Raw genomic sequence first — 13657 nt, 5'->3', positions numbered from 1 at the left:
CGAGCGGGGTCGGCGAGGTCATCGRCGCCSGGCGTGCTAGACGGCGCGGCCGGTGCGGGGGCGGGCGCGATGGAGTTCTCGGCAGGCGGCTGCGCGGCGGGTGCCGCGGGCTCGCTGTGCTCGATCGCCGGCACTTGTGGGGCGGAACTGGTGTCGAGCAGGTTCATCGCCATCTTGGCGGTGGAGAGCAGGATCACGACCACGCTCGCGCCGACCAGCAGCGAGCGGATCTTGGAGGTGATGGTCGAGGGCTGGGCCTCGGGCGCGCCGGTCGCGGCTGCGCCGGCCTTGGCGCCGGACTTGACGGCAGCAGCCTTCGCGGCCTTGTCGGCCTTCTCCTTGGCCTTGGCGGCGGCCTTGCTCGCTGCGCGCGCCGCCTTCTCGTTGACGGGTTGTGCGGCGGCGGCCTGCGCTGCGCGGCGGGCGGCGGCGATGAAGCTCGACGTCGAGACCGGCTCCTTCTTGCCGGCAGGAAGATCAGAGATCGCGCGCTCGGAATCCGCGATCCGCTCCGATGGCGACGACACCCGGCCCGACGGGCGCGTGCCCGGCTCGAGCGGATGATCCGGCGGCAGTTCAGGTGCCAGCGCAGCGCGTGCGGACGCAGCATGCGGCTCGAGGATCTCGCTGATCGCGCGCGGCGGCAGCGGCGGCGGCGCGGCCTCGACCGGCTGGGCGGCATGGAATTCGCGCGGCGCGGACATGAAGTGCTCCTGCGCCAGCGCAGGATTGGGCAATTCGGGCCGATACGATTCAGCCTTGTAGGATTCAGGCTGGGGCTGCGCGATCGGCTGCATCGCCGCGCGCGGCATCTCCATCCGCGGTGCGTCCATCCGCAGTTCGGCCGGTGCGGGGGCAGGCGGGGCCGGCGGCGGCGCGGTGCGCACCGTGCGCAGATCGTTCTCGATCATCGCCAGCCGATCGACGACGTGGCCGAGCGTGTTGTGAACGGTCTCCAGCGAATCCTGGGTGCGGCGATCGGTCTCCGACTGGCTGAAGCGGATGTCGGACAGCTCGCGCTTCACCAAATCGACGATGCCGCTGTCCATCATCGGCTGCGGCGCTGATGAGTTGACGCTGTTGCGGGTGGCGTCGGCGAGCGAGGCGATATGGGCGTGCTGCGCCTCGAGGTGCCGCATGATGTCATGCAGCCCTTCCTCGACCCGGCCGAGATTGCCGGAGCGCTGGTCGGCGGACTCCAGGCGCTCGAGCAGGTAGGAGACGCGCTGTTCGAGATGGGTGAATGCCGACGAGCTGTCGTTGCCGACCTGCAGGCGGTCGATCCGCTCCGACAGCGAGCGCAGGGCGCCCTCGATGGCGTCGGTATTGTCATAGCCGGCCGGCCGCTCGCGACCTTCCAGCGACGAGGCCAGTGCCGCAATGCGTTGCTCGATCCCCGCGAAAGCGTCGCCGTAGGAATCCCCGCGCGACATCTGCGACAGCTGGTCGACCTTCGCCGCCAGCGCATGCACGTCCCCGGAGAGCTGCAGCAGCGCGTCGTTGGAGGCGACATTGGAGACGATGGCGCGCAGCGCCGCGATCGCGCTCTCGAGCTGATGCACCGTCGACGGATCGTCGTTGGCGCGCAGGATCATGTCGAGCTTGGCGCCGAGATTGCGGATCGCCTCGTCGTAGCCGGTGAGCTGCTCGGCGGGCGTCAGTGTGCGCAGCGCCTCGCGGATGTCCGACAGCGCGCGTTCGATGCCGGCAATCGCCTGGCCCTGGCCGTTGTTGCTGTCCTGACGGATCTCGTCGATCCGGTGATGCAGCGAGCGGATCTCGTTCTCGATCGACTCGATCGCCCGGCGCGGCATCGCCTCGGTGATGGCCTGACGGATTTCCGCCAGCTCGCCGCGGAACGACGCGATCGACTGCTCGATATGGTCGGGCCGCTGCAGCGCCTCGATCTGGCTCGTGATCTTGAGCAGATGACGCTCGAGCGAGGAGAAGTCCGGCCCGGCCGGCGCCGCGGGCGGCGGCGCGTAAGCGGCCATCGGCGGCGCAGATTGCTGCACCGGCGGCGCACTGCGCTGTGGCATCTGCCGGGGCGCGGGCCCATCGAGCTCATTCTGGCGCGCGGCGATTTCCGCGATCGCGGAATCGAACGACGCTGGGCTCAGCGGTGGCGAGGGGCGGTAGACCTGCGCTGCGGCGCGCTCGACCGCCTCGGCCTGGCGCAGCCTCTCCTCTAGTTGCCGGTCCTGCATTTGCGGCTCCCGCTGCATCTGCGCTTCACGCATCGGCTGCGGTTGGGGCTGCGGCTCGCGCGCCGGCTGTGGCCGCGAGATCTGCGACAGCCGCGCATCGAGGCGCGAGATCGCGTCGTTGAGCTGCCGTGCGACCGCGGGCTGGCCGCGCGGCACTTCGGCACGCACGGCTTCGGCGCGCGTCAACGGTTTTGCAATCTGCTCGATCTGGCGGGTGATCGCGTCGAGCCGCTGATGGATGTCAGCGACTTCGCGGCTTTCCCGGCTCGGCATCGGCTGCCGCTGCTCCATGCGCCAATCCGGCGGGCTCGGTTCACCGACGGTGGAATTGAGCCAGTCGTTCAGCGACATGCCGGCGCGACGCGCAGCCGCTTCGGCCCTGTCGCGGACGGAGGGATCGATGCCGTCAACACTCCACGATACGCGCGAATTCATGATTCCGTCCGGTCCCGACTCCGGCGCCATACTCTGCGCCCGCAGCCTCCCCGCGCATTCCCGTTAAGAGACAATCGAATTCTGCGCTGGTCGTCTGCTTCAGCTGCTGACTTTTTCCCGTCACGGTAAATAACGGGTTAAGGAATGCAGCTGGCGGGCCTTAAAGTTAGGGAATCCGGGAACCTGTTGCGCCGGATCAGGACAGGCCTATCGTTTTCAGGCAACGCGGATTCCGCCACGCCCGACGACACGCCAGCAACGCCGCGATTGTTTCTAGCCGTTGCCTTCGCGCTTGCCGTCGTCGAGCGCCAGCACATTGCTGCGGCCGGACATCGCCGACAGCGCGTCGAGCGCCTCCTCGCACCACTCCACCACCATGCGCTCATGGCGCATCCCAAGCCGCAGGCTGAGCATCTTGCCGACGTCGGCCGGCGGCGCGGTGCCGTCGGGAAAGCGCTTGTTGAGCAGGCGCTCGTAACGCTCATAGCGATCGCGGTGATGCTCCAGCCGCGCCATCAGGTCGGTGCGCAGCGGCTCGATGTCGACGCAGTCGAGCGCGTAGAGCCGGACCAGAAGATCGTCCTTGATCGAGGGCGGAACGCTCGGCCGCGCCGCCCAATGCTTCAACGCCGCGCGGCCCTCGGCCGTCAGCGTGTAGACCAGCTTGTTGGGCTTGCCGGATTGCACCACCTCGCGGCCCTGGACATGGCCCTTGTCGCGCAGCCGGGAGAGCTCCCGGTAGATCTGCTGATGGTCGGCCTTCCAGAAGAAGCCGATCGAGGCGTCGAACGTCTTGGCGAGCTCATAGCCCGTCATCGGACGTTCCGTGAGGCAGGCGAGGATTGCGTCACCGAGTGCCAACGCCCACCTCCATCTCAGTTCCCGAGTTCGCCATTCCGAAGTTCGCTTGACTTTATGCGCTACTGTGCATATGCGTCAATATGCATATGGTGATCGGCGTGCCGCCATGTCGCGCGCGGCCGATGTTCAGGCTTCTTACAACCCCGCCGCAGGAGACGTCCGAATGAGCAAGCCGGGCCTCGACAAGTGGTACGCCTACATGAAGTCCCACGACACCGCCGCTTTGTGGGATCTGCTGCATCCCGACGCGGTGTTCGAAAGTCCGGTCGTGCACACGCCGCAGCGCGGCCGCGACATCACCTTCAAATATCTCACCAGCGCCGCCAAGGTGCTCGGCGGCCCGACCTTCAAATATTTGGGCGAATGGAAGAACGACACCGGCGCGGTGCTCGAGTTCGAGAACGAGATCGACGGCATCAAGCTCAACGGCGTCGACATCATCACGTTCGACGGTGACGGCCGGATCACGCATTTCAAGGTGATGGTGCGTCCGCTCAAGGCGATCAACCTGCTGCATCGGATGATGGGCGAGGAGTTGATGAAGCAGAGCGGCGCAACGTCGCAATCGTAAAGCATGATCCGGACCCGAAGGGCCGCGTTAGCGCAAAGTGCGAAGCGGTTTTCCGAAAAGATCATGCTCAAACAAAGGGCTAAAGCGCGATAACGAGCCGACCCAATCTCATCGCGCTTTCGTCTCGCTAGGACCTGCCGCGGACCCTCCGAACCGGATAAGGTCCGCTCCAACAAACCCAAGGACACGCTGCGCAGCATAGGTCGCACATGCGGCCGCGAGCCAGCCGGGAGATCAGCATGCCGACCTACAAAGCCCCCGTCGAAGACGTCAGCTTCCTGCTCAACGACGTTTTCCAGATCGATCGCTACGGCAATCTTCCCGGCTTCACCGATGCGTCGGCCGATGTGCGCGAGGCGATCCTCGGCGAGGCCGCCAAGCTCAGCGAGGAGGTGCTGCAGCCGCTCAATCGCACCGGCGATCTCGAAGGCTGCAAGCGTAATGACGACGGCAGCGTCACCACGCCGAAGGGATTCAAGGACGCTTTCAAGCAGGTCGCCGAAGGCGGCTGGCTCGGCCTCTCGGCGCCGACCGAATTTGGCGGCCAGGGCCTGCCGGTGACGCTGTCGCAGGCGGTCAACGAATTCCAGATCTCCGCCAACATGGCGTTCTCGATGTATGGCGGCCTGACCATGGGCGCGACCGCGGCACTGCTGGTGCACGGTACCCCGGAGCAGAAGAAGACCTACGTGCCGAAGATGGTCGCCGGCGAGTGGACCGGCACCATGAACCTGACCGAGCCGCAATGCGGCACCGATCTCGGCCTGCTTCGTACCAAGGCGGTGCGCCAGCCGGACGGCAGCTTCAAGATCACGGGCACCAAGATCTTCATCTCCGCCGGTGAGCACGACCTTGCCGACAACATCATCCATCTCGTGCTGGCGCGCATCGAAGGCGCGCCGGCCGGCATCAAGGGCGTCTCGCTGTTCGTCGTGCCGAAGGTGCTGGTCAACGCCGACGGCTCGCTCGGCCAGCGCAACGGCGTCACCTGCGGCTCGATCGAGCACAAGATGGGCATCCACGGCAATTCCACCTGTGTGATGAACTACGACAACGCCACCGGCTGGCTGATCGGCGAAGAGAACAAGGGCATGCAGGGCATGTTCGTGATGATGAACGAGGCTCGCCTCGGCGTCGCCGTGCAGGGCCTAGCGCAGTCCGAAGTCGCCTATCAGAACGCGGTCGCCTATGCGCGGGAGCGGCTGCAGGGCCGTTCGCTGACCGGCGCCAAGGCTGCCGACAAGCCGGCCGATCCGATCATCGTGCATCCCGACGTGCGCCGCACGCTGCTCACCATCCGCGCCTTCAACGAGGCGGCGCGCGCCATGGTGGTGTGGACCGCGCTGAAGAGCGACGTCGCGCACCGCTCCAATGATCCGAAGGACCGCCAGGCCGCAGACGATCACATGGGCCTGATGACGCCCGTGCTGAAGGGCGTCCTGACCGACACCGGGTTCGCCAACACGGTCTCGGCGCAGCAGATGTTCGGCGGCCACGGCTATATCGCCGAGCACGGCATGGAGCAGTTCGTGCGCGATGCGCGCATCGCGATGATCTATGAGGGCGCCAACGGCATCCAGGCGCTCGACCTGGTCGGACGCAAGCTGCCGCGCGACGGCGGCCGCGCCGCGATCGCGTTCTTCGGCGAGGTCACGGCCTTTGCCAAGGAGCATGGCGCTGACGAGGCGATGAAGCCGTTCATCACCCCCCTCTCCACCGCGCTCGGCCATCTGCAGCAGGCCACCGGATGGCTGATGCAGAACGCGCTGACCAAACCCGACAATGCCGGCGCCGCCGCGACCGACTACATGAAATTGTTCGGTCTCGTCGCACTCGGCTACATGTGGGCGAAGATGGCCAAGGTGGCGCAGGACAAGGCCGCCGCCGGCACGACGCCGTACCTCAACACCAAGCTCGTGACCGGCCGCTTCTTCATGGAGAGGCTGCTGCCGGAGACTGCCGTGCATCTGGCCCGGATCCAGAGCGGCAGCGCCACCACGATGGAACTGGCTGCGGAAGCGTTCTGAAGCGTTTTCCGGCGAAGTGGATACCGGTTCGCGTGAAGAAAACGTGCCAAACAAGAAAGCCTTGAAAATTACCGCCGCGCCGCTGCGGCGGCGCTTCCTTCCGTATATATTATGATCCTCATATCAAGGAGGGCGTCATGCCTGAGGCATACATCTACGATCACGTTCGTACCCCGCGCGGCCGCGGCAAGGCCGACGGCGCGCTGCACGAGGTCACCGCGCTGGCGCTCGCCACGGTGCCGCTGAAGTCGCTGAAAGAGCGCAACAATCTTCCCGAAGACTCCGTCGACGACGTCGTGCTCGGCGTGGTCGATCCGGTCGGCGAGGCCGGAAGCGACATCGCGCGCTTCGCCGCGCTGAACGCCGGCCTCGGCGAGAAGGTGCCGGGCGTGCAGATCAGCCGCTTCTGCGCCTCCGGCCTCGATGCCGTGAACTTCGCCGCGGCCCAGATCATGAGCGGCCAGCATGAGCTCGTGATCGGCGGCGGTGCGGAATCGATGAGCCGCGTCGGCATCGGCGCCTCCGGCGGCGCCTGGCCGATGGATCCGTCGATGGCGGTGCCGGCCTATTTCATGCCGCAGGGCATCTCGGCCGATCTGATCGCGACCAAATACGGCTTCTCGCGCGATGACGTCGACGCCTACGCGGTGCAGAGCCAGCAGCGCGCGGCTAAGGCCTGGGACGAAGGCCGTTTCAACAAGTCGGTGGTGCCGGTCAAGGACGTCAACGGCCTGACCATCCTCGCCAAGGACGAGCACATGCGCCCGACCACGACAATGCAGTCGCTGGCGCAGTTGCAGCCGTCATTCGCTGCGATGGCGGCGATGGCCGGCTTCGACGCGGTGGCGATCCAGTCGCATCCCGAGGTCGAGAAGGTCAACTACGTGCACCACGCCGGCAACTCCTCCGGCATCGTCGATGGCGCCGGCGCCGTGCTGCTCGGCAGCAAGGAAGCGGGTGCGAAACATGGCCTGAAGCCGCGTGCGAAGATCCGCGCCTTCGCCAATATCGGCTCGGAGCCCGCGATGATGCTGACCGGCCCGGTCGACGTCACCGAAAAACTGTTCGCGCGCTCCGGCATGAAGAAGTCGGACATCGATTTGTTCGAGCTCAACGAGGCGTTCGCCTCGGTGGTGCTGCGCTACATCCAGGCGTTCGACATCGACAACGCCAAGATCAACGTCAACGGCGGCGCGATCGCGCTCGGCCATCCGTTAGGGGCGACCGGGGCGATGATCCTCGGCACCGTGCTCGACGAGCTCGAGCGCACCAACAAGGAAACGGCGCTCGTCACGCTGTGCATCGGCGGCGGCATGGGCACCGCCACCATCATCGAGCGCCTGTAACCGAGAAGGCCGCGTCATCCTGAGGTGCGAGGGCAACAGCCCGAGCCTCGAAGGATGGATAGATTTACCGGGTCATCCTTCGAGGGCCTCGCAAGAGCGAGGCCACCTCCAGCGACAAAGGCAAAGCCTTTGCGCGGGGATGACGGAGAGATTGGGAACCGCAACATGGCTTACAAGAATTTCAAGTTCGACGTTGACGCCGACGGCATTGCGCTCGTCACCTGGGACATCCCGGGCCGTTCGATGAACGTGTTCGACGAGGTCTCCACCCAAGAGATCGGCGAGATCATCAAGCAGACCACCGCCGATGCCGCGATCAAGGGCGTCGTGATCACCTCGGCGAAGGAGGCGTTCTGCGCCGGCGCCGACCTCTCGATGCTCGAGGGCATGAACCGCAGCTACGCCCAGCTCTTCAAGGAGAAGGGCGAGGAAGCCGCGAACCAGATGCTGTTCGAGCAGAGCCGCCAGATGTCGCTGGCGTTCCGCGCGATCGAGACCTCGGGCAAGCCGTGGGTCGCGGCGATCAACGGCCTCGCGCTCGGTGGCGGCTTCGAGATCACGCTGGCCTGCCACTACCGCGTTGCAGCCGAGAACCCGAAGACCCGGCTCGGCCTGCCCGAGATCAAGGTCGGCCTGTTTCCAGGCGCCGGCGGCACCCAGCGCGTGCCGCGTCTCGTGCAGCCGGCGGATGCGATGCAATTGCTGCTCAAGGGCGAGGCGGTCAATCTCACGCGCGCCAAGGCGCTCAACCTGATTCACGCCGTGGTGCCCGCAGCCGATTTGATCAAGACCGCCAAGGACTGGATCAAGGGTGGCGGCAAGGCGGTCGCGCCGTGGGACGAGAAGGGTTTCAAGCTGCCCGGCGGCCCCGTCTTCTCCAAGATGGGCATGCAGATGTTCCCGGCCGGCAACGCGATCTATCGCCGCGAGACCTACGACAATTATCCGGCCGCGCGCGCCATCATGAGTTGCGTCTATGAAGGCCTGCAGCTGCCGATCGACGCGGCGCTGCGGGTCGAGTCGCGCTACTTCACCAAGGTGCTGCGCTCGAAGGAGGCGGCGGCGATGATCCGCTCGCTGTTCCTGTCGATGCAGGAGCTGAACAAGGGCGCGCGCCGCCCGGCGGGCGTGCCGCCGACCAAGGTCAAGAAGCTCGCCGTGATCGGCGCCGGCTTCATGGGCGCTAGCGTCGGCTACGTCTCGGCGCAGGCCGGCATCGACGTCGTGCTGGTCGATCGCGACCAGGAGAGCGCCGACAAGGGCAAGGGCCACGCCAAGACCGTGGTCGACGGCCTGATTGCCAAGGGCCGGATGAAGCAGGACGCCGCTGACGCCATCCTGGCGCGGATCTCGGCGACATCGGACTACAACGTGATCGCGGACTGCGACCTCGTCATCGAAGCGGTGTTCGAGGACCGCAACGTCAAGGCGGACACTTATGCCAAGGCGCAGCCGCTGCTGAAGCCGGGTGCGATCTTCGCCTCCAACACCTCGACCCTGCCGATCAATTCGCTGGCCGAAGAGTTCAAGGACCAGGGCAAGTTCATCGGCATCCACTTCTTCTCGCCGGTCGAGAAGATGATGCTGGTAGAGATGATCCTCGGCAAGAACACCGGCGACGTCGCGCTGGCGACCGCGCTCGACTATGTCCGTGCGATCGGCAAGACGCCGATCGTGGTGAACGATAGCCGCGGCTTCTTCGCCAATCGCTGCGTGATGCGCTACATCTCCGAGGGCAACGAGATGCTGCTCGAGGGCGTGCCGCCGGCGATGATCGAGAACACCGCCAAGATGGCCGGCATGCCGGTCGGCCCGCTGTCGCTGCAGGACGAGGTCGCGCTCGATCTCGGCCTCAAGATCACCAAGGCGACCGAGGCCGATCTCGGCCCCAACGCGATCGACCAGGCGCAGAAGAAACTGATGGTCGAGATGGTCGAGAACCAGGGCCGCTACGGCCGCAAGAACGGCAAGGGCTTCTACGATTATCCCGAGAAGGGCAAGGGCCAGAAGAGCCTGTGGCCGGGGCTGGCCAATCTGCAGCCCAAGCAGCTCGATCCCGATACGCTCAGCGTCGAGGAATTGAAGCAGCGCTTCCTGGTGGTGCAGGCGGTGGAAGCCGCACGCACCGTCGAGGATCACGTCATCACCGACGTACGCGAGGCCGATGTCGGCTCGATCCTCGGCTTCGGCTTCGCGCCGTTCACCGGCGGTGCGCTGTCCTACATCGACTTCATGGGCACGAAGAAGTTCGTCGAACTCTGCCACAGCTTCGAGAAGAAATACGGCTCGCGCTTCACGCCGCCGAAGCTGCTCGAGGAGATGGCGGCCAAAGGCGAAACCTTCTACGGCCGCTTCCCGCCGAAGAAACAGGCGGCCTAAGCGCCGTCAGCGGCGGCGCTGCGCTCCCTCGCCCCGTTCTTACGGGGAGAGGGTTGGGGTGAGGGGCGGTCTTCGCATATTCGGTGATAGCTGTGTTCGCGGAGACTCCCCCTCACCCGGAACGCATCTAATGATGCGTTCCGACCTCTCCCCGCACGCGGGCGAGGTGAAGTAGAGGATCAAGTCGGTCATCGATCCGACTTGATCCTGTTGCGTGACGGTCATGGCGGTCAAAGTCCCGCCACGCTTGTTCCCAACTGGCACCATGCTGCTGGCATCACTCTTGCTGGTTGATCGTCTAGACGATCGGCAAGGCGACGATCAGGCTGGGGTGTCGTGCAATGCGTGTTGTACTCAAGGAAGGTGCCGCTGAGACAGCGGCGAAGCCATCCATCCCGCTTCTGCCGCCACGACGTCGGAATTTGCTGCGCTTGCGGGGCAAGGGGCCGTCATGGACCGGCCTGGCGCTACTCGTTCTGGCCGTTGATCTTGTGCTCGCGGCCGCGGCGTGGAACGCCGTCGATTTCTTCCGCCATTGAGCCGTCATTGTCCGGCGACAGCAAAGCGCCGGCGAGATAGGCGATCTGGTTGAATGCGAGGCAGGCGACGACGATCGGAGCGCCGGTCGCAAACGCAAAGCCATCGGACTGGAGCACGATTGCCGCGAGCACCGCGACCAGCGGCGACACCAGCATCAATGTCCAAACCCGAAAGTACAAACTGGTTGCCAGCCCGACGAGCGTGCTGGTCAATAAAAGCGTGGAGACGATCGTCACATTTTCAGACCAGTTGGAGCGGAGGGCGCGCCGCAGGTCATAGTCGGTCAGTTGGATCGCACGAACAAGGACAGCTACGCCTTCAGCCGGAAGTACGCCGACTTAGTCTTAACCGGTATAATGCGGATTAAATTTGATCTGTTCCACCTCCAATTGCTGAGAAGAAGCCGTCGGTCACAACAAAAAGAGCCGGATCCGACGATCCGGCTCTTTCGCGATCGTGACGCGCGAACTCAGGCCGCCTTCAGCAGGCCTTCCTTCTTCAGCGCTTCCTGCACCTTCGGGCGCGCCGCGACGCGGGCCTTGTAGGCCGTCACGTTCGGCAGGCCGGAGAGATCGAAGCCGAGCCGATCTTGCGCCCACATGATCATGGTGAAGAGGTAGCCGTCGGCGACCGTGAACTGGTTGCCCATCAGGTACTCGCGTCCGGCGAGCTGGCTGTCGACATATTTGAACTTGCCCATGGCGCGGTCCTTGAAGAACGCCTTGGCGTCGTCGGCGAGCACGGGCGAGAACATCGGGCCGAGATTCTTGTGCAACTCGGTCGTGATGTAGTTCAGCCATTCGAGCAGCTTGTAGCGCTCGTTGGAGTCCCTCGCGGGCGCCAGCTTCTTGTCGGCGGCCTTGTCGGCGATCATCTGGATGATGATCGGCCCCTCGGTGACCAGCTCGCCGGAATCCAGCGCCAGCGCCGGCACCTGGCCCTTGGGGTTCACTTGCAGGAAATCGTCGCCGCTTTCGAGCTTCTTGGCGCGCAGATCGACCTTGACCAGGTCATAGGGCAGGCCAGCCTCGAGCAGGGCGATGTGGGGGGAGAGGGAGCAGGCACCGGGGGAGTAATAAAGCTTCATAGGGGTATTCCTTCCCTTGTTCTTGGCGTCCGGAGAGGGATTGCCTACATGCACCTGCATGAAATAGTCAAGATTGATGCAGATGCATTCAGTGCGGTACAGTCGGTGCCGGGACCTTATGGGCTAGACGATGAAACGCAAGCTATCGAGCGAGGCGACGGCCGCCTGGATCCGCCTGATGCGGGTGCCGAGCCGGGTGCTGGACTGCGTCGAGCAGGATTTGAAGAAGGCCGGCTTTCCGCCGCTCGCCTGGTATGACGCCCTGCTCGAACTGTCGCGCGCGCCGTCCGGCGAGCTGCGCCCGGTCGAGCTGGAGCGCCAGATGCTGATCCCGCAATATTCGACCTCGCGGCTGATCGACAAGCTGGTCGACGAGGGGCTTGCCGCCCGGCGCGAATGCAAGATCGACAAGCGCGGCCAGTTCGTCGAGATCACCGAGGCCGGGCGCGAGCTGCAGAAGAAGATGTGGAGCGCCTATTCGGCCGCGATCGACAAGCATGTCGGGTCGAAATTGTCCGACGCCGACGCCGAACGGCTGTGCGGTCTGCTTGACCGTCTCGGCTGCTCCTGCGGCGACGCCAAAAGCGACGCCAAGGGCGACACGAAGACCGATGCAAAGAGCGATACCAAGGCCGCGCCCGCGCGAGACGGCGTGCCCGCCCGATGATATTCCTGATCCCATCATCCGTGGCCGTTGCGGCCAGCGGATGTCCCTGCCACCGCGCGCCTTCGATCGAAGCGCCCTTGAGTTGGATTTTCTATGGCGCGTGACCAGATCGACATGACGCCGCTGCAGTCGCGCGACGAACTCGTGGCGTGGATTGAAGCCGGCGTGAAGCCCGAGTCCGAATTCCGGATCGGCACCGAGCACGAGAAGACCCCGTTCACGCTCGAGGGCCGTCACCCCGTGCCCTATGAGGGCGCCAAGGGCATCGGCGCGCTGCTCGAAGGCATGAAGCTCCTGCTCGGCTGGGAGCCGATCATGGAGCGCGGCAACATCATCGGGCTCTATGACGTCACCGGCGGCGGCGCGATTTCGCTCGAGCCGGGCGGGCAGTTCGAATTGTCGGGCGCGCCGGTCGAGACCGTGCACCAGACGCAGTCGGAATTGATGGCGCATCTGGCGCAGGTGCGGGAGATCGCGACCCCGCTCGGCATCGGCTTCCTCGGCCTTGGCATGACGCCGTCCTGGTCGCGCGCGCAGATCCCCGTGATGCCGAAGGGGCGCTACAAGATCATGCGCAACTACATGCCGAAGGTCGGCAAATACGGCCTCGACATGATGTTCCGGACTTGCACGGTGCAGACCAATCTCGACTTCTCCTCCGAAGCCGACATGGTGAAGAAGCTGCGGGTGTCGCTGGCCTTGCAGCCGATCGCGACCGCTCTGTTCGCCAACTCGCCGTTCACCGAGGGCAAGCCGAACGGCTTCCTGTCGTTCCGCTCCGAGATCTGGCGCGACACCGACAATGCGCGCAGCGGCATGATCCCGTTCGCGTTCGAGGACGGCATGGGCTTCGAGCGCTATGTCGATTACGCGCTCGACGTGCCGATGTATTTCGTCAAGCGCGGCGAGGAATATATCGACGTCTCCGGCTCGTCGTTCCGCGATTTCTTCGCCGGCAAGAACAAGATCCTCCCCGGCGAGCGCCCGACTTTGTCGGATTGGGCCAACCACCTCTCGACGATCTTCCCCGAGGTGCGGCTGAAGCGTTACCTCGAAATGCGCGGCGCCGATGGCGTGCCGTGGGGCCGGCTGCCGGCGCTGCCGGCGTTCTGGGTCGGGCTGCTCTACGACAATGACAGCCTCGATGCCGCCTGGGACATCGTCCGGCACTGGACCGCGCCGGAGCGGCAGGCGTTGCGCGATGACGTGCCGCGTTTCGGCTTCAAGGCGCGGATCAAGGATCGCTATCTGTTCGAGATCGCCAAGGAGTGCCTGGTCCTTTCGCATGCCGGATTGCGCCGGCGCGGCCGGATCGACCATCTCGGCCGCGACGAGAGCCGCTTCCTCGAACCGCTCGAGCGCATCATCGAGACCGGCCGTTCGCCGGCAGAGGAGATGCTGGAGAAGTTCAACGGGCCCTGGAACGGTTCGGTGGAACCGGCCTATCAGGAGTACGCCTTCTAATCCCGGCCCGGGCCCCGAACGCGTGCGGACGGCGGTGTTGTCGTACCTGCCGCTGCCTCGCCGTTCATCAGCC

The 13657-nt window shown here is 65.2% G+C and carries 9 protein-coding genes and 1 pseudogene; 6 read left to right on the top strand and 4 right to left on the bottom strand.

Annotated features, from left to right (window positions below; all coding sequences use genetic code 11):
- Together AC628_RS26970 and AC628_RS26965 are read right to left on the bottom strand one after the other, a co-directional pair.
- A pseudogene (locus AC628_RS26970) lies at positions 1 to 2642 on the bottom strand (hypothetical protein); the annotation flags it as partial.
- Between the two features lie 273 nt (positions 2643 to 2915).
- Positions 2916 to 3503, bottom strand: coding sequence for a PadR family transcriptional regulator (locus tag AC628_RS26965; protein WP_074129825.1), 588 nt, complete (start codon positions 3501 to 3503; stop codon positions 2916 to 2918).
- 163 nt (positions 3504 to 3666) lie between these two features.
- Here AC628_RS26965 and AC628_RS26960 point away from each other — a divergent pair, with 163 nt between their 5' ends.
- The 4 genes from AC628_RS26960 to AC628_RS26945 all read left to right on the top strand — a co-directional run bounded on the left by AC628_RS26960 (position 3667) and on the right by AC628_RS26945 (position 9826).
- Entirely contained in the window at positions 3667 to 4074 is a 408-nt protein-coding gene (locus AC628_RS26960; RefSeq protein WP_074129824.1) for a nuclear transport factor 2 family protein, read from the top strand.
- Between the two features lie 239 nt (positions 4075 to 4313).
- A complete protein-coding gene (locus AC628_RS26955) occupies positions 4314 to 6101 on the top strand; it encodes an acyl-CoA dehydrogenase C-terminal domain-containing protein (protein ID WP_074129823.1) in 1788 nt (595 codons plus the stop codon).
- 137 nt (positions 6102 to 6238) lie between these two features.
- Positions 6239 to 7447: an acetyl-CoA C-acetyltransferase gene (locus AC628_RS26950; protein WP_074129822.1), complete on the top strand. Its 1209-nt coding sequence runs from the start codon at positions 6239 to 6241 to the stop codon at positions 7445 to 7447.
- A 165-nt stretch (positions 7448 to 7612) separates the two neighbouring features.
- Positions 7613 to 9826, top strand: a complete 2214-nt coding sequence (locus tag AC628_RS26945; RefSeq protein WP_074129821.1) for a 3-hydroxyacyl-CoA dehydrogenase NAD-binding domain-containing protein — start codon at positions 7613 to 7615, stop codon at positions 9824 to 9826.
- Positions 9827 to 10293: 467 nt separating this feature from the next.
- Here AC628_RS26945 and AC628_RS26940 read toward each other — a convergent pair whose 3' ends face one another.
- Positions 10294 to 10545: a hypothetical protein gene (locus tag AC628_RS26940; RefSeq protein WP_245321327.1), complete on the bottom strand. Its 252-nt coding sequence runs from the start codon at positions 10543 to 10545 to the stop codon at positions 10294 to 10296.
- Positions 10546 to 10835: 290 nt separating this feature from the next.
- Positions 10836 to 11453, bottom strand: coding sequence for a glutathione transferase GstA (gene gstA / locus AC628_RS26935; protein WP_074129819.1), 618 nt, complete (start codon positions 11451 to 11453; stop codon positions 10836 to 10838).
- 130 nt (positions 11454 to 11583) lie between these two features.
- Between gstA and AC628_RS26930 the strand changes: the two genes are divergently transcribed.
- Positions 11584 to 12120: a MarR family winged helix-turn-helix transcriptional regulator gene (locus AC628_RS26930; protein ID WP_074129818.1), complete on the top strand. Its 537-nt coding sequence runs from the start codon at positions 11584 to 11586 to the stop codon at positions 12118 to 12120.
- A gap of 93 nt (positions 12121 to 12213) precedes the next feature.
- The gene (locus AC628_RS26925; protein ID WP_074129817.1) at positions 12214 to 13584 is read left to right on the top strand and encodes a glutamate--cysteine ligase; all 1371 of its coding nucleotides are present in this window, start codon (positions 12214 to 12216) and stop codon (positions 13582 to 13584) included.
- Positions 13585 to 13657: the final 73 nt, after the last annotated feature.

It is taken from the genome of Bradyrhizobium sp. NAS96.2 (assembly GCF_001908235.1).
In the GTDB taxonomy this organism is placed as follows: domain Bacteria; phylum Pseudomonadota; class Alphaproteobacteria; order Rhizobiales; family Xanthobacteraceae; genus Bradyrhizobium.
This window is presented reverse-complemented; position numbering and strand designations above follow the sequence as displayed.

What these genes read in the sequence shown, in the direction of transcription:
- AC628_RS26955 (WP_074129823.1), top strand. Translation starts at nt 4,314, where the DNA reads ATGCCGACCTACAAAGCCCCCGTCGAAGACGTCAGCTTCCTGCTCAAC.
- AC628_RS26950 (WP_074129822.1), top strand. Translation starts at nt 6,239, where the DNA reads ATGCCTGAGGCATACATCTACGATCACGTTCGTACCCCGCGCGGCCGC.
- AC628_RS26930 (WP_074129818.1), top strand. Translation starts at nt 11,584, where the DNA reads ATGAAACGCAAGCTATCGAGCGAGGCGACGGCCGCCTGGATCCGCCTG.
- AC628_RS26945 (WP_074129821.1), top strand. Translation starts at nt 7,613, where the DNA reads ATGGCTTACAAGAATTTCAAGTTCGACGTTGACGCCGACGGCATTGCG.
- gstA (WP_074129819.1), bottom strand. Translation starts at nt 11,453, where the DNA reads ATGAAGCTTTATTACTCCCCCGGTGCCTGCTCCCTCTCCCCCCACATC.
- AC628_RS26960 (WP_074129824.1), top strand. Translation starts at nt 3,667, where the DNA reads ATGAGCAAGCCGGGCCTCGACAAGTGGTACGCCTACATGAAGTCCCAC.
- AC628_RS26925 (WP_074129817.1), top strand. Translation starts at nt 12,214, where the DNA reads ATGGCGCGTGACCAGATCGACATGACGCCGCTGCAGTCGCGCGACGAA.